The following is a 16310-nucleotide window of genomic DNA, read 5'->3' as shown; positions in this document are numbered from 1 at the left end:
AAAAGCCGGATTATCCGGCTTTTTGTATTTGCTTTATACCCAGGACCGGACTCTGGCCGATCTGGTTTATGTTTGTAATCCTGTTAACATTTTATCAAGAATCGACTTATGTGCGGTATTGTAGCATATGTTGGGCACCGGGAAGCGTGTCCGCTGGTACTGAAAGGGCTGAAACGGCTCGAATACCGGGGCTATGACAGCGCCGGTGTAGCACTACTGAACGGTACGGATCTTCAGGTATATAAGAAAAAAGGAAAGGTGGCCGCCCTGGAGCAGGAACTGGCCGGGCGCGCGCTGCACGCTACCGTGGGCATGGGCCACACCCGCTGGGCTACCCACGGCGAACCGAACGACGTAAACGCGCACCCGCACTATTCGTTCCATCGCAAACTGGCTATTATCCACAACGGGATCATCGAGAACTACGCGGCTATCAAGCAGGCGCTGCTCAAGAAAGGACATACGTTTCAGAGCGAGACCGATACCGAAGTGCTGGGTCAGTTCATCGAGGATATCTGGGAAAATAACGGCGGTACGCTTGAAGAAGCCGTACGGCTCGCGTTGCAGGAAGTCGTGGGCGCCTACGCCATCGTGGTCATGAGCGAAAGCGAACCGACTCAGCTCATTGCGGCCCGGAAAGGCTCACCCCTCGTCATCGGTGTGGGCGATAACGAGTTCTTCCTGGCCTCGGATGCGACGCCCATCGTAGAGTACACCAAGGAGGTGATTTACCTCAACGACTACGAAATTGCGGTCATCCGGAATGGCGAACTGCGGGTCGTCACGCTCGACAATACGACTACAACGCCCTACGTGCATACCATCGAGCTGGAGCTGGAAGCCATCGAAAAAGGAGGCTACGACCACTTCATGCTCAAAGAGATCTTTGAGCAGCCCCGCTCCATTGCCGACTCCATGCGCGGCCGGGTCAACGCCGACGCGGCCATGCTACAACTCGGTGGCCTGCGCGACTATATGGACAAACTGGCCAAATCGAAGCGGATTGTCATCATCGGCTGCGGTACGTCGTGGCATGCCGGTCTTGTAGCCGAGTACATCTTCGAAGAACTGGCCCGCATACCGGTCGAGGTCGAGTACGCATCGGAGTTCCGGTACCGAAACCCCATCATCAAAGAAGGCGATATTGTTATTGCCATCTCGCAGTCGGGCGAAACGGCCGATACGCTCGCGGCCATTGAACTGGCCAAGTCGAAAGGAGCTACCATATTCGGCGTCTGCAATGTGGTCGGTTCGTCGATTGCGCGGGCTACCCACGCGGGCGCCTATACCCACGCGGGTCCTGAAATCGGGGTGGCCAGTACGAAAGCCTTTACCGCCCAGGTTACGGTACTGACGCTGATGGCCCTGGCGGCTGCCCAGCGGAAAGGCACTATCTCGGATTCGCTGTTCCGGCAGTTGCTGGTCGAGCTGGAAAGTATCCCGGCCAAAGTCGAGAAGGTGCTGCAGTCGGCCGACAAGATCAAGGAGATTGCCTACATCTTCACCTACGCCCGTAACTTCATCTACCTGGGCCGGGGCATGAACTTCCCCGTGGCGCTGGAAGGGGCGCTGAAACTGAAAGAGATCAGCTACATCCACGCCGAAGGCTATCCGGCTGCCGAGATGAAACACGGCCCCATTGCGCTCATCGATGAAGATATGCCGGTGGTAGTTATCGCTACCAAAGACAGTTCGTACGAGAAAGTGGTGTCGAACATCCAGGAAGTGAAGGCTCGCAAAGGCCGTGTCATTGCCATCACGACCGAGGGCGATACCGAGCTGCCGGGCATGGTCGATTTCACCATTGAGATTCCGAACGTACACGACGTGCTGATGCCGCTGGTATCGGTAGTGCCGCTGCAACTGCTGGCCTATGACATCGCCGTGATGCGGGGCCGCAACGTTGACCAGCCCCGCAACCTGGCCAAGTCCGTAACGGTCGAGTAAGACAAACGGTACCAACAAAAACGCGGTCAGGCTGAGTCTGACCGCGTTTTTTGGTTATGGACTACTCTGAAAATTCAATTCATAACTTGTCGGGACTGATGGGTTGTGGAACCGCGTTTTCGATGGGCTTGCAGCTTTTCAGGTACGCAAAGATGGCTACCAGGTCTTCCTTTTTCATGTCAGCGTAGTTGGGCCATGGCATGGGGGGCAACAACGGACGGGCCGTGCGGATGCCTTTACTTTTGCCCTCGGTCAGCGCAATGATAAACTGCTCCTCTGTCCAGGTACCTATGCCGGTATTGTCCGGGGTCAGGTTGGCGGCAAACGATACGCCCCAGGGGCCTACCGCAATGGTATTCATGGGGTGAAACAAAACCCAATCGGTCAGGGCGTCTTTGGCTACTTTGCCCACTGGTATTTTGGCTGGGTGGCCGGATAAACCCAGCATCGGGTCAGGAACGGGACCCTGCGGGGTCATGGTTTTGGGCGCGTGGCAGTCGGCGCAGCCCATAATCTTTACCAGATAATTGCCTTTCTCGATCTGCGCTTTGGTATAGGGCGGGTTGTTGACGACCCGCTTCGGCGGGGCAGGCTTGCTGGTAAAGGAGACCAGGGCAGCGGTGCCCAGAAACAGGGTTAAGGTAGCGAGAGCCAGGTATTGTTTTTTCATGGGTACTTATTGGTTAAACGGGTTATGATTGACGGGTAAAGTCGTTGGTCGGCTGTTACGAATGGCTCAACACCGCTGGTGGCTGCATGAGCAGTTGAACGTTGTGATTCAGGGCGCACTGGTCGTTGCTCATGAGCTGGCTAGTGCTCCCTGTGTATCGACACCCCGACGAAGCCGGATGGAGTGCAGTCAGTAAGTAACAGGTTGTAGGTCAATGGCTTCTTTGTATTCTGTTTCCTGCCGAAAGGCACCGTTGACAGCTTTAAAGAAAGGCAGGACAGGGGTTACTTCCAAATAGACCGGGCGGGCTTGAGTAAACGGTAGGTGAAGCCGGCCCACATCCGCTCATCCCACAAATGCGACGTTCCAGCTGGTTCATGTGCCGATTCGTGCCGTATCTACTTTCGGGCCGATGGCTGGGGGTGAACTTTGCGGGGTAAACCAACAACTACTATGAATCACCTACTCATTTTTCGCTTAGCTGCTCTGGCGCTGATCGGCCTGTTGCCTGGCTGTCAGCCCGATAGCGGACCGTACGAAGAAACAACCCGCTCGCTGGCATTCGAAAACTTTGACCGGCTCGACATGGGGAGTGCCTTCCGGGTCGATGTCCGGTCGGGTTCGGTCTTTGCCGTTGAGGTAAAAGGCAACCGGAGCGACGTTGACGATCTGGATGTCAGCGTTCGCAGCGGCACGCTCCACGCGCAGTATCGCAACTACACCCGCAAACGCCGGTATGCGATGGCGTTCACGATCACCATGCCAACGATTCGGGCGGTCAGCTTCTCGGGCGCATCTCAGTCGACCCTGACCGGCTTCACCAACCTGACCGACCTGCGTGTTGAACTGACGGGTGCGTCGAAAGCCGCCGTGAACAGTAACGTAACCCGGCTGACCGCTGACCTGTCGGGCGCGTCGGTACTGACGGGTCTGGGCAGCGGCACCGACCTGCGCGCCAGCCTCTCGGGCGCCAGCACCCTCGAAACCCTCAGCTACCCCGTTACAACGGCCTCACTCGACCTCTCGGGAGCGAGTACAGCGCGGGTACGGGTCGCCGATGCGCTGACGGTAAAAGCCAGCGGTGGCAGTAAGGTCCGCTACCAGGGAGCGCCCCGGGTCAGCTCACAACTGTCGGGGGCCAGTTCGGTAGAGCGGGAGTAAGGGCGTTGCCGGGTCACGCGACAGGGTCATTGCCGGGGGCAGTGACCCTTTTTTTATACGTCAGGCAACCCTTTTGCCGGGGCAGGCATTACTGTCATTGAAACCCATACGAATCGTACTCATCGCATGTCACAGCAACTGGTCGAACAATGCCAACGGGGTAACGCCTTTGCCCAGAAGCGGCTGTTCGATCAGTATGCCGGTCGGCTGTTTCGGGTGAGCCTCCGTTATGTCCGGAATGAACCGGAAGCCGAAGAGGTGCTGATGAATGGGTTCCTGAAAGCGTTCCGGGCGATTGGCGACTTCAGTTACCGCACCGATACCGGACTGGAAGCCTGGCTCCGCCGGATCGTGGTCAACGAAGCGCTGCAATACCTGCGGGCCAACCGATGCCTGCCGGTGTTCCAGACCGACGACAGCGCCGAAGCGTATGCCGACCCGGACCCCCAGCCCGATGCGGGGCTGGATGCCGAGCGGATCTACGCCCTAATTCGGGAGCTGCCGCCGGGTTATCGGACGGTGTTCAACCTATACGCCATCGAGGGCTTCTCGCACCGTGAAATAGCCGATCAGCTCGGTATTTCGGAGAACACATCAAAATCGCAGTTGAGCAAAGCCCGGGCTTTGTTACAGACCTGGTTAACCCAATACGGCTATGAAACAGCAACCCGACGAAACGCTTGATCAGTGGGTGCGGCAGTCGCTCGACCGGCTTCCCGACGGGCCACCGCCCGGGTCGGCCTTCGACCCCGACCGCGTCTGGAAACAGCTGCGGCCAGCCATGCAGGAAAAGCCCGTCCGCTGGCCCTGGTGGCGGGTTGGGGGCGCAGTAGCTGCCTGCCTGATCGCGGTGCTGGTTGTCTGGCTGAGCGTAAACCCCCGGCCGGAGTCGGCAACCGGGCTGGCGCGCCAAACAGAAGAGCGCCAGCCTGCTCCGCCAGCGGCTGCTTCGGCGCCCGTTCGGACGTACAGACCTGCGCCGGAGCGCGTTTCGGTACCACGCGAAGTAGCGGTCGTTTCCGGACGAGTCAGAAAATCGCCCGCTCCGGCCGTCGCCCCGGTCCAGACTACTGCCGACCCGCAGTTACCGAAAACTCTGGCAGAACCTGTAGCCACTATAAACGCCCCCGAAGCGTCAGTACCCACAACGCCCGCGGTGGTTGCCAGTGCCGGTAAGCCCGCGTCGACGTCGGCGGCTAAAACCCGCCGGTTTCAGGTCGTACATCTGAATGAATTACAAACCGAAGACGAAATCAGACCTACTCCGCACCGCACCGACCGATTTGTGCGGCTGGGTACGGGTGCGCCCGGACCCGCACCCGTTGATGCCGCTACGCCGACCTTAACTCTCCCGTTGAATCCTTAAATCAACCCCTTAGTATGCGTTTAATCAACCAGCTCGTTGTGCTCCTGCTTAGCATGACCGGAACCGCTATGGCCCAGCAAACCGGGTCGCATCTGCAAACACCCAACCATAAACACAATTTCGACGGACTGAGCCATATCGAGATCGATCTGGGGCAGCGCAACACACTCCTGATCGGCTTTGACCGGTACGCACAGGTTCGCCAGCGGCAGAACGTCGACTCGGTCCTTCGCCTGTTCGTGGCCGACTACCAGCAGGTTGCCGACACCATCCAAAACCCTACTCATGCGGTCCATGCCAGGTTCCGGCTGGGGCAGCCCGACCGGTCGCTGGAGGTGCGGGTCTGGCCGCAGGTCGTGTCGTCGTTTCGGTTTCGCAACCGGAATGCCCCGCTCAGCGTAAAAACGCAGCAGGATACGCTGCAGATCAGCTGGACTACCGACGTACCCGCCAGTAGCGACGTCCGTAAGAGAGGGTCGTCGGAGGCTTTCGTGATGTACCTGTTCATCAACAGCCTGGCCGATATTGGGCCGATGCTGGCGCGGGGTGGCGTTAACGGCAAAGTAGAAACGGCGCTGGCATCTGTACAGCAGTACAAGGCGCACGACCTGACCAACCCGAAAATGGGGTTCGACATGGTACAGGGCACCGACGAGAAAGCGAAGTTTATCGGGCCGGGGCTGGCCCGGGCGCCTTTCATCAGCATTCAGCCGGGCTTTGGCGTCGGGCTGGTCCGAAACCAGTGGGTACCGTCGCTGAAGCTCGATCTGCAGTTGATTCCGAACCGATACCGGAACGTTAGCTACGGCATTGGCTACTCGTCCAGCTTCTTCTTCGCGCAGACAGCCGCCGACGGTCGGTTTCAAACCTTCCGGAACGATTTTCTGACCGTGGGGGTCGCTTTTTACCAACCGGCCAGCGGGGGCAAAGCCAACCCGTTCAGCCGACAGCTGGGGTCGTTCTTCGTTGGCTTGCCGGTCTACCGAAGCGGGCCTTACTTCGACCGAAATACCATCCAGCTGGGTGGTACGGTATATCAGAAAGGCTTGTTCAGGGTACAGCCGGAGCTATACATGAACGGCTTCTTCAAGAACGTGTATCCGGGCGTGCGGCTGGCGATCGGGCTGTAACAGCGGAGCCGGTCACTCATACGACCGGGGCCACTGCTTCATGGTCCAGAGAACGATGCGGTCGGCCAGGCGGGGAAAATACGTAGTCATGACATGAATCAGCATGCCCGTGGGCGAAAGAATGGTGCGTTGCCGGCGGGTGCGGATATGCCGCAGAATGGCCAGCGCCACCTGCGTCTGGCTCATCTGCCAGCGCGGATTCCGGTACGCAATGGGTACGGGTTGCCCGGCAGCGTCGAGAACGCGCTTGTCGGGGTCGTTCTGGGTAAACCCGATATGCACCACGCCGATGTGAATGCCGGTGCTGTGGAGTTCGAGCCGGAGGGTGTGGGCCAGGTTAGACAGGGCGGCTTTCCCCGCGCAGTAGGCCGATCCGCTGGGCATACCGTTCAGGGCCGAAATGCTGGAGATAAACGTAACGCTGCCGGCCGATTCGGTCAGGTAAGGCAGGGCGGCTTTGAGCGGGTAAACCGATCCGTAGATGTTGCTGTCCATCACTCGCCTGAACACGTCCGGCGTCAGGTCGGCAAAGTAGGCCCGCATGGAAATACTGGCGTTGGTGATCAGGATATCGATGCGACCAAAATTCTCGACCGCAGTATCGATCAGGGCCTGGCACTGTTCGTAGTCGGTTACGTCGGCGAGGCAGCCCACGGCCGGGTAGCCCGCCTGCCGAAAGGCCCGGAGTGTCTGTTCCAGTCGGGTCGGGTTTAGGCCGTTCAGAACCACACTGGCGCCCTGCTCACACAGCTGGCGGGCCGTTTCGCGGCCGATGCCCGACTCAGAACCCGTTACAATGGCTACTTTACCCGTTAATGGCTGCCGCGGTCTGTCGGCCGGAACGGGGGCCACGTAGTCGGGCCGGGCCGGCGCTACAGGAGACGAATCAATCGAGAAGTTGCTGACATCTGAACCAGTCGAGGGCTTGCTCAACGGCGTTGCGGAGGGCAGTTGTGGGTAAGTTGAGTTCATTACGAGCTTTCGAGACGTTGAAATAGTGGCCGTCGTTGGCAACGGCCGTCATGGCTGAATTCAGCCGGGCGAGCTGACCGGTAAACCGATGTTTCCAGTCGCTCAGTCGCCCGATGGCCGACGCCATGGGGGGCAAAACAGGTAATCGGGGCGGCTGGACCTGCATCCATTCCGCAAATAACGTAAAGGCTTCGCGGTAACTCAGGTTTTCGTTGCCCAGAATATACGAATGACCGATGCGTCCCATAGTCAGGGCGTTAACGGTAGCCGTAGCCACATCGGCTACGTGCACGTAATTTTTGCCACCCATCGGTATGCCCGCAACCTGCCGGTTGTAGAGAGCAAGCAGGAGGGCGTTGGAGGTAATCTTGTAATCGAGCGGACCGAGCATGAACGTAGGATGCACCAGTACGGCTGGTAATCCATCCTGCCGAACGGCCTGTAACACCAGATCCGTAGCAGCCCGCTTGCTGTCCATATAGTCGAGGCCGTAGCGACTCCCCATGTACGGAAACAACTCGTCGCCGGGGTGTTTCTTGCTGCCGAACCCGAACACGTTGGCCGTTCCGACAAAGACCAGCCGCTCTACCCGCGCCTGTACCGCTGCCGCCAGCACGGCCGCTGTGCCGTACACATTCACCTCGACCACCATGGGCGAACGGGCCGGGTTTACCTGCGCCAGTGCACCGGCATGAATAATCTGATCGCAGCCATATACCGAAGCCCGCACGCTGGCCGAATCCCGGATGTCGCCCGTCCAGATATCGACCGGCAGTCCTGCCAACGCCCGCAGATCGCTGCCCGGCCGAACAAAGGCCCGTACCGCATAGCCGCGTGTCAGCAGCTCGCGGCACAGATGCCCGCCCAGAAAACCGTTGGCGCCCGTTAGTAAGACTGTTTTCATACATTGAGTAATAACAAGTATATAACTCGTAGAAAGTAAAAATGATAAAGTGATACTATATTAATATTATATACTTTATCCTGATTTTTACTTTATCAATGCAGCATACGCCGATACGTCTGGGCGATGCGTACCGGCGATACCTTCATGAAAAACATCGAGAACGCGGTCAGGTTGGCGACCTGTACCCGTAACCAGCTGTTGGACTCGTATTTCCGGGCCGACACGATTACGTCTTTGGGAATAATGCAGAACGGCGCTACCTGTCGGATGCGGGCAATCATGTCGAAATCTTCCATGATGACGTACCGTTCGCGAAAGCCACCCAGCCGGTCGAAGAGCGACCGGGTGATAAACAGGGTCTGGTCGCCCCCGCGGCTCATCAGGCCCGAAAAGCGGGTGCCGTAGCTGTTGAGCCGCAGCAGCGGGTGCGACGAGGCAAACCGAAACCGGTAGCAGCCCGCTTCGTTCCCACTGGCGATGGCCGCGCCGATGTCCTGAACAAAATCGGGGTTTATCGTTACGTCGGCATGAACGAAATAGAGCACCTCGCCCGACGTCAGGCTGGCGCCAGCGTTCATCTGGTTGGCGCGGCCGGGCAGGGGCGAGTTCACCACCCGGGCTCCGGCCTGTCGGGCTTCATCGACGGTAGCATCGGTACTGCCGCCGTCAACAACGATCAGATCGGCGAGTTGATCGTTTCCGTATTTTTTTAAGTCACGCACCAGCCGGCCAATGTTGGCGGCTTCGTTCAGCGTGGGGATTATGATACTGAGAGTCATAGGCACTGGCTGGGCAGGAGGTTGGCCAACGGGGTGGCGTACTGATCCGGCCCGGTTAAAACGCTTCACCAATTGTTACATAGAGGCCTGTCGATCGATTACCGACGCCGTAGTCAACCCGAACGTTGAGGCCATCGGCGTTGATGCGTCCGCGCAGGCCGGCTCCGGCAGCCACCTTGGGCGCGCCGGGCCTTAGCAATTTATTACTATCACCAAGAATACCAACCCCGCCGAATACCACCGCACCCAGTCGTTTCCAGACGTTGAGCCGCAATTCGGTTTGCAGCAGGGCCATATTTTCGTCGCGGAAACGGCCTTCGTAGTAACCGCGCAGCCGTTTGCCGCTTCCCAGCAGCGATAAGGCGTTGAACGGAGCGGTGCCGCCCGTCAGGCTGACGACCGAGTTGACGGCCAGAATGGCCCGGCGGGTAAGCGAGTAGTATAACGACACATCGGCTACGTAGCGGTTGTAGCTGAACTCACTACCCACGGCGCGTCCATGAGCGAGGTACGAGATGTTGGCGAAGATACCGCGGTCGGGGTAAAAAATGGTGTTGCGGGTGTCGTACAAGAGGCCGAGACCTACGCCGGAAATAAGACTGCCCAGCCCGCCGGGGACCGTACCCGTGGCCAGTAGCCCGTCGGGTTCGACCGAGGTGACGGTGTATTTTTCGTACTCGTACCGCAGGCCGGCGTACAGGTTTGGCCGAACCCGCCGGAACGCATTCAGCCGGATACGCGGAAAATCGACTCCGTAGGTTTCGGCCGGCGTTTCGCGGAGGCCCAGGCCGTAGAAATTGTAGGTATAGCGATAGTAGCCAGCCTCGCCGTAGATGTAGTACCGATTCTGATCATAAAAGATCTGAAACGGCGTGTACAGCAGAATTTGCTGGTTCTGGGTATAGGCCCCGATGAACTGAATATTGGCCGGGCGCGGCCGGTCAGAATCGGTCAGGGTGGTTTGTCCGGTATCGGCCAGCACCTGCCGATGGTCGCGCCGGAACCGGAACGTGGCCGACAGGGCCGCTCCGAAGGCAAAACGGGTTTCGGGGGTGTAGTAAACAACCGGAATCGGGAACAGACTGAACGCTTTTTGGGGCGCAGGTTTCTGGGTCGAATCAGGAGACTGGGCTATGGCCAGACCGAACTCGCCAATACAAATCAGCCAACTACATATATAAATGCGATACCCCATAGGGCCATGAACAGGTGCCCAGTTATATACGAGTAACTCGCAGAAACAGATTTCGTTCAACCGATGGTACACTGAAAACGCAAACGCGCTCCGGCCCGAAAGCCAGAGCGCGTCGTAATGAAGCAATTGGTAAACTATCGGTTCGTGTAGATATTGATGCCGGGGGCAACAGTGCCGGTGCGGCCGGCAATACCTCGTGCGTAGATCGTCAGTACCCGGCCATTAGCTGTATTGGTAAACGAAAGAGAAGTGCCGATGGGGGTTACAGAGCCGGATGCCCGAAGGACAAACGACGCATTGTTACTCACATCGACCGGCACAAACGGCGACACGCCTTTGTAGGGCAGATTGGCTACCAGTGCCGGCGCATTGGCACTCGACAGCGCGAGGTCGTAGTTCTGGCCGGCAATCAGGTTCACGAAGCGAACATAAAACTTACTGGGATCGAGCGCCCCGCTGAAATCATCGTTGACGAGAACCACTTCCTGCCGGGCCGCGTTGCCAGCCACGATGAGGGAGTAGTACTTGTTGTCGTCGAGCGTCAGGTTCTGGGTGCTGATGACGGTGGCGCTGCCGGCGGTCGTCGTGGCGGGGGCCGTAATGGTGACCTCCGATGCGCCAGCCGGTACGATGGTGTAGTTGGCCCCGCGCTCCGGAAAGGTGTTGTCGTACCGGATCGGGACGGGCGTTCCGGGGTTGGTCGTCGACGCGCCGGCTGGAGTAAAGCCACTGAATTTTTTGCCGCCGATGAGCAGATCGACGCCTGGTGCTTCAGGAGCCGCATGGATCAGCTTGACCCGCGCTCCGCCCGTTACCGATTCGACGGGGAGCGTCAGGGTATTCTTTTCGCACGACCAGCCGAGCAGTACGGCCGCGCCTATGACAATAAACTGAATGAATGAATGCTTCATGATAGGAGAAAATCGCGGTTACGGCTGGGTGAACCACAGCGGTTTTGTGTGAAAATCAAGTTCGAGACCGCCAATCTTGGCCAGTGCATCGGCGTTCCAGACGTACTCTGAGTTGTAGCGCGGACGCAGCCGCTGTACCGTTTTGCCGTTATTATTGATGTAGAACGTAGTCGGCAGGGTCAGCCCGGTAAATACGCTGGCATCGTAGTTATACCGGCGCATATCGGCCCACTGCTCCAGGAAGCCCCATCCCCACTGTGCAATGTATTTCTGCAGCATGATCTGGTTCAACGCCAGATTCTCGGCGGTGGGGACTACGGCTGGGTTGGCCAGGTAGGCAGCCCGGTCGGTGGCCGATACGTTTACGTAAGGAGCGGTCAGGTGGGCTTCGATGCCTTTGCGGTAAGCCGCCAGCGCCGTTGCCTTATCGCCTTTGATGAAGGCGGCTTCGGCCTTGATGAACTGAAGCTGCGCGTAGGTCATGAGCGGAAACGGGCCCCGGTCGGTGAAAATGTACCGGCCGGTTGTGCCAGCGGGCGGGTTAATACCCAGCTGCGTACCCCAGGGACTCACTACTCGGGTAGGTAGTGGAACGCTGGCTGCGGTCGATTGGCCCTGACCCATGGTTATGCCCCGGATCTGGCCGTCGCCACTGGTGGCCAGCATGATCGGGAGCCGGGGGTCTTTTACGCCACCGAAGGCCGTGTTGGTCCCGTCGAGCAGCCGGGTAATGAACGTCGACTGGCCGTATACCTGCAGGTTTTGCCGCACTGGGCCGAAGAATGAAGCATCGGCGGTACTGAGGCCGTTGAAGGTAAACAGCGCATCGTCGGCATTGCTGGTGAAGGCGCTGTCGACATAGGCAATCACCTGGTCGGGTTTGTACAGGCTGGCTTTTTTGGACAGGTGGTGGGCGTTGATCGCCAGCAGGCCGTAGGCAAACTTCTTCCATTTCAGGCGGTCGCCTTTGTAGAGGACGTCGCCCCGGGCCAGAGCGGCCTGCGATACGGCTCCATCGGCCCGGTTCAGGTTCTGGATCGCTTCGCGGCTCAACTCGACCACCCGGGCGTATACGGCCTCCTGGGTGTCGTAATCAAAGGTGTTTTTGTTCGGATCGAGGTCGTAGGCTTCGGACAGAATGATCTCGCCGTGAACGTCGGTCAGCATCTGCCAGCCCCAGGCCTGCATCAGCAGGCCGACTCCCAGATAGTCCCACTTCTGACCCGCGCGGGCATCGTCGATGAGGTTGAGCAGGTTACGGCCCCCTTTCCAGTAAACACTACGCCACAATTCGCCACCCGCATCGGACGACGGAGTATAGCCCTGCGCATCCCAGACAACGCCCGAAGTGGCGTTATGCCAGTTCTGCACGTACGAACCGATGTAGCGGGCGTCGAACTGAATACCCAAAACGTACTGGTTCTCGATGGGAGCCAGCAACAGAGCAGCCTCGACTTTATCGGGGTTGTTGGGGTTGTTGTTTATATCCAGATACTCGTTGCAACTGCTCAGCATCAGGGCCAGGCCAGTTAGCAGGAGTCCGGTTAGTTTTTTGTACTGCATGGTTGTTGATACGTTATAAGCCAATGTTGATACCCGCGTTGAATACCCGGGGCAGGGGTAGGTTACCGAAGTCGATACCGAAGCCGCCCGAGCCACCCGTAGCCGTGTTGACCGCGTTTACGCCCGGATCGCCACCGGTGTAGTTCGTCAGCAGGAACAGATCGTTACCCGTGAAGAACACACTGGCCGATTTGAATATCCGCGACCGGCCCAGCACCGATGTCGGCAGGTTATACCGGACCGTTACCTCTTTCAGCCGAACCCAGTTGATGTCGCGCTCGATGAAGGTCTCGTCGGCCAGCGAAGTGTAAAAATTGTTGTTGTAGTAAGGGACAACCTGAATCGAATTGCGGGTAGGGGTGTCGGAGTTTTCGAGCCCGTCTTTCAGCACACCCGTAAATACGCGGGGCGTTTCGCGGTCGAGCGTTTTGGTGCTCAGGCCGGTGCGGTACAGGTACGACTCGGTCGCGTTATATACATCGCCCCCTTTCCGGATGTCGAACAGGAAGTTAAGCGACAGGTCGCGGTAGCGGAACGAGTTCAGGAAACCGACCACGAAGTCCGGATTCCGGTCGGCCACGACGTTCCAGACGGTTTCGGTCAGGGGCAGACCCGAGAGGGGGCTGATCAAAATGTCGCCCTTCGCGTTGCGCAGGTAGCTGTTGCCGGTCAGGGTGGTCAGCGGGCCGCCCAGCCGCGATCCGTTGCGGATGTTGCTGTAGACGTTCGAGTCAGAATTGTAGAACTCGGTCAGGCCCGGGGCCAGCTGTTCGAGCCGGCTGTCGGTCTTGGTGAAGTTGATGGTCGTGTTCCAGCCGAAATTGGGTTGCCGGATCGGCTCGGCCGTCAGCGACAGCTCGATTCCGTTGTTCCAGAGCTTACCACCGTTGATGGTTTTCAGCACGAAACCGGTTCCGTAGCTGATGCGCAGATCACGGATGATCTGGGCCACGCTCGTTGTGCGGTAGTAAGCCGCATCGATACCAAACCGGCCGTTGAAAAACTTCAGTTCGGTACCTACTTCTACTGAGGTCACTTTCTCGGGCCGCAGCACCGGGTTGGGCGCCGTAAAGCCGTACGAGAAGCCACCGCCCGTGGTGGTCTGGTTCTCATACGCCTGGGTGGTGGCATACTCGGGGGCTTCTTTACCCACCTGAGCAGCCGAGAAACGCAGCTTACCGTAGCTCAGCGCCTTGCGAAGGCCGCCATCGGGCAGTAGCTCCGTGAATACAAAACTCAGCGAGGCCGACGGGTAGAAGAACGAGCGGTTCTGAATCGGGAACGTCGACGACCAGTCGTTACGGCCCGTCAGGGTCAGCGTTACGGTATTGTCGTAATCGAGGGTAGCGTTGGCAAAGGCCCCGATGAGCCGCCGTTGCCGAAGCGTCGACAGCGATTTCTGCGTCAGCGGATCGGTGTTGTTGATCGAGGTAAAGTTGGGGTCGAGGAATTTTTCACCCCGGGTGGCCAGCACTTCGTATCGGTAGTCGTAGATAGCCTGACCAACCAGCAGCGAGGCATCCAGTTTGCCGAAAGTGCGTTTCAGCGTCGCAAAATACTGCGCCGTAAGGGTGCGGTTGTTGTCGGTTGCCTGGTCGAGCGCCCCGCCAATGACCCCGCCCGACCGGTTCGATTCGGGGTGGTATTTGATCAGGTACTGGGTCGAGAACGCATCCAGACCGACGCGGGCCGATAGCGTCAGCCAGTCGGCTACGGTATAATTACCCCCCACGTTGGTAACGACCCGGTTGCCCCGGTCGCGCAGCAGGTTCTTGTTGATATCGAAATACGGGTTTTCGACTTCCGTATTGCCCACCGTAGCCCGCCGACGCGATCCGTCCGGGTTGAGGTAGTTGCTCATGTCGTCGGTAACGGGCCAGGAGAGCATCCCGATCAGGAAGCTGTTGGCTCCTTTGGATACCTTCCGGTTGTCGGTATTAATGTACTGAATCGTCGACTCGAGCGAGAGTTTGTCGGTCAGTTTGGCCGTACCGCCCAGGGTGATGTTGAGTCGTTTATAGTCAGTGGTTGGAATAACGCCCTCCGAGCTGGTATACCCCGCCGACAGCCGGTACGTGTACCGATCGGTACCACCGTCGAACGAGAGGTTATGCCGCTGGCCGGTGCCGGTACGTAGGAAATTTTCGGCGTTATTATACAAGGTGTCGTTTTCCGGAATCCGCGGCCCAAAGGCGTTGAAGTTGGTATTGTTGCTGACGCCGTTGTTACCCTGCCCGTAAACGCGCTGGGTTTTGGGCAGCGGGCCGGTCTGCTGCCAGGTGAAGCTGTTGGTATAGCTGATACGACCCTGTCCCGACCGACCTTTCTTGGTGGTGATCACAATGGCACCGTTGGCAGCTTCGACCCCGTAGAGGGCTGCGGCCTCGGGGCCTTTGAGAATGGTAATGGTTTCGATATCGTTGGGGTTGATATCCTGCGCCCGGTTGCTGAAATCGACCGTCCGGTTTTCGGTCGACTGACCCGAGGCCGCCCGCGACGAGGCAAAGTTGTTGCTCGAGATCGTATTGTTGCTGATCGGCATACCGTCTACCACGTACAACGGCTGGTTGTTGCCGCTGAGCGAGTTGATACCCCGAATAATGACCGACGATGACGAGCCCGGCATCCCGCTCGATGTGCCGACCTGAACCCCGGCCACCCGGCCCTGAATGGCGTTGAGGAAGTTATCGCGCTGGGAGTTGGCCAGATCCTGACCGGCTACTTCGGTAACGGCATAGCCCAGCTGACGTTTCTCCCGCTCGATCCCGAGCGCGGTAACCACCACTTCGTTCAGCGCGTTGGCTTCCTGCTTCAGCGCCACGTTGATTACATCAGCGTTGCCGATAGTAACGTCCTGTGTAGTGGTACCGATAAAGCTGATCCGAAGTGCCTGACCACGAGTGGCCTGGATGCGAAAATTACCGTTCGCGTCGGTCGTTGTACCCCGTGTGCTGCCACGTACCACCACGCTGGCTCCGGGAATAGGCTGGTTATCGTCGGCCGATGTGACCCGACCTGAGATCGTCCGATCCTGAGCCAGCGCAGCCATGAATGTTGATGAACAAAGCAGTATGAGAAGTATACTGCGTACAAATAACCTCATAAGCAAGTAGGGGAGAAATAAGAATTATATGGAAAACGGGGTCAAAATTGCCCTTAAATCCATAGATATACAACTCCCATAGGATTATTACAGAAAGAAATTAAAGTAGGACTAAAGCAAGAAAAAGTTTTCTCTAAGACTTGTAGTATATTTTGATAAAGTATGATTATGTAGAATATTATTGATGTATCGATAAAATTTATCAAAATGTTATTTGGATATTTGATTAAGGGCCTATATTTGGTACATCGATTTTTAGTACAACAGAACAACTTCCCGTATCGACTGTTCACTGGCCGCACTTGTGGGGCAGTCGATGACATCCTACTTCCGTTTCGCCCGGCGAACGGTCAGGAGTATAGCTAGCCGTCTGCTGGACGGAATGCTGTCAGAACGAGCGTTGCCCATCCCCTGATCCATGCGCGTGTGGATAGGACGAGGCAGCAACACGTACCCTTTTAGCTGAATGTACTTCATGTATCTGCAACCCTACGGTCTGCAGAAGCGGTTGCATTGCGCCCGGTTGGTTTCGGGCGATTCGGATCGGGCGGCTAGTATTCGGCATCGCCCGGACGACCGGGCGCAGGCAACTCGTTAAAACAACCT

The 16310-nt window shown here is 57.9% G+C and carries 15 protein-coding genes; 7 read left to right on the top strand and 8 right to left on the bottom strand.

All coding sequences use genetic code 11. From position 1 onward, the window contains the following. Positions 1 to 108 precede the first annotated feature (108 nt). Positions 109 to 1947: a glutamine--fructose-6-phosphate transaminase (isomerizing) gene (gene glmS / locus EQG79_RS07825; protein WP_077920661.1), complete on the top strand. Its 1839-nt coding sequence runs from the start codon at positions 109 to 111 to the stop codon at positions 1945 to 1947. 79 nt (positions 1948 to 2026) lie between these two features. Here glmS and EQG79_RS07820 read toward each other — a convergent pair whose 3' ends face one another. Then, on the bottom strand, positions 2027 to 2617 hold the full coding sequence (locus EQG79_RS07820; protein WP_129601018.1) for a diheme cytochrome c-553: 591 nt from the start codon (positions 2615 to 2617) through the stop codon (positions 2027 to 2029). A 61-nt stretch (positions 2618 to 2678) separates the two neighbouring features. On the opposite strand from EQG79_RS07820, the gene EQG79_RS31450 reads away from it, so the two are divergent. From EQG79_RS31450 to EQG79_RS07800, 5 genes are all read left to right on the top strand, one after another. Further along, the gene (locus EQG79_RS31450) at positions 2679 to 2813 is read left to right on the top strand and encodes a hypothetical protein (RefSeq protein WP_262708611.1); all 135 of its coding nucleotides are present in this window, start codon (positions 2679 to 2681) and stop codon (positions 2811 to 2813) included. Positions 2814 to 3070: 257 nt separating this feature from the next. Further along, entirely contained in the window at positions 3071 to 3778 is a 708-nt protein-coding gene (locus EQG79_RS07815) for a GIN domain-containing protein (protein ID WP_129601017.1), read from the top strand. 126 nt (positions 3779 to 3904) lie between these two features. Continuing rightward, a complete protein-coding gene (locus EQG79_RS07810; RefSeq protein WP_077920664.1) occupies positions 3905 to 4462 on the top strand; it encodes an RNA polymerase sigma factor in 558 nt (185 codons plus the stop codon). After that, the gene (locus EQG79_RS07805) at positions 4434 to 5144 is read left to right on the top strand and encodes a hypothetical protein (RefSeq protein ID WP_129601016.1); all 711 of its coding nucleotides are present in this window, start codon (positions 4434 to 4436) and stop codon (positions 5142 to 5144) included. Before EQG79_RS07810 ends, EQG79_RS07805 begins: the two co-directional genes overlap by 29 nt. 14 nt (positions 5145 to 5158) lie before the next feature. Further along, the gene (locus EQG79_RS07800; protein ID WP_129601015.1) at positions 5159 to 6274 is read left to right on the top strand and encodes a hypothetical protein; all 1116 of its coding nucleotides are present in this window, start codon (positions 5159 to 5161) and stop codon (positions 6272 to 6274) included. A 12-nt stretch (positions 6275 to 6286) separates the two neighbouring features. On the opposite strand, the gene EQG79_RS07795 is transcribed toward EQG79_RS07800, so the two are convergent. The 7 genes from EQG79_RS07795 to EQG79_RS07765 form a co-directional block, all read right to left on the bottom strand. Next, on the bottom strand, positions 6287 to 7207 hold the full coding sequence (locus EQG79_RS07795) for an SDR family oxidoreductase (protein WP_236648691.1): 921 nt from the start codon (positions 7205 to 7207) through the stop codon (positions 6287 to 6289). Continuing rightward, positions 7161 to 8150 (bottom strand): NAD-dependent epimerase/dehydratase family protein, encoded by a 990-nt coding sequence (locus tag EQG79_RS07790; protein WP_077920668.1) that lies wholly within the window; start codon positions 8148 to 8150, stop codon positions 7161 to 7163. The genes EQG79_RS07795 and EQG79_RS07790 overlap by 47 nt, the downstream gene beginning before the upstream one ends. A gap of 95 nt (positions 8151 to 8245) precedes the next feature. Beyond that, the gene (locus EQG79_RS07785; protein WP_077920669.1) at positions 8246 to 8932 is read right to left on the bottom strand and encodes a TIGR04283 family arsenosugar biosynthesis glycosyltransferase; all 687 of its coding nucleotides are present in this window, start codon (positions 8930 to 8932) and stop codon (positions 8246 to 8248) included. Between the two features lie 55 nt (positions 8933 to 8987). Next, positions 8988 to 10127, bottom strand: coding sequence for a BamA/TamA family outer membrane protein (locus tag EQG79_RS07780; RefSeq protein WP_129601014.1), 1140 nt, complete (start codon positions 10125 to 10127; stop codon positions 8988 to 8990). 134 nt (positions 10128 to 10261) lie between these two features. Continuing rightward, positions 10262 to 11038 carry a DUF4397 domain-containing protein gene (locus EQG79_RS07775; RefSeq protein WP_129601013.1) on the bottom strand — a complete coding sequence of 259 codons (777 nt, stop codon included), beginning with the start codon at positions 11036 to 11038 and terminating at the stop codon, positions 10262 to 10264. An 18-nt stretch (positions 11039 to 11056) separates the two neighbouring features. Further along, entirely contained in the window at positions 11057 to 12601 is a 1545-nt protein-coding gene (locus EQG79_RS07770) for a SusD/RagB family nutrient-binding outer membrane lipoprotein (protein WP_129601012.1), read from the bottom strand. Between the two features lie 13 nt (positions 12602 to 12614). Then, positions 12615 to 15650 carry a SusC/RagA family TonB-linked outer membrane protein gene (locus EQG79_RS07765; RefSeq protein WP_240699297.1) on the bottom strand — a complete coding sequence of 1012 codons (3036 nt, stop codon included), beginning with the start codon at positions 15648 to 15650 and terminating at the stop codon, positions 12615 to 12617. Positions 15651 to 16170: 520 nt separating this feature from the next. On the opposite strand from EQG79_RS07765, the gene EQG79_RS31445 reads away from it, so the two are divergent. Next, the gene (locus EQG79_RS31445) at positions 16171 to 16302 is read left to right on the top strand and encodes a hypothetical protein (RefSeq protein WP_262708610.1); all 132 of its coding nucleotides are present in this window, start codon (positions 16171 to 16173) and stop codon (positions 16300 to 16302) included. The last annotated feature ends 8 nt before the right edge of the window (positions 16303 to 16310 follow it).

Origin of the sequence: Spirosoma sordidisoli (assembly GCF_004138325.1) — a bacterium.
In the GTDB taxonomy this organism is placed as follows: domain Bacteria; phylum Bacteroidota; class Bacteroidia; order Cytophagales; family Spirosomataceae; genus Spirosoma; species Spirosoma sordidisoli.
The sequence above is the reverse complement of the archived record's forward strand: the minus strand, read 5'-3'. Positions and strand labels throughout refer to the sequence as shown.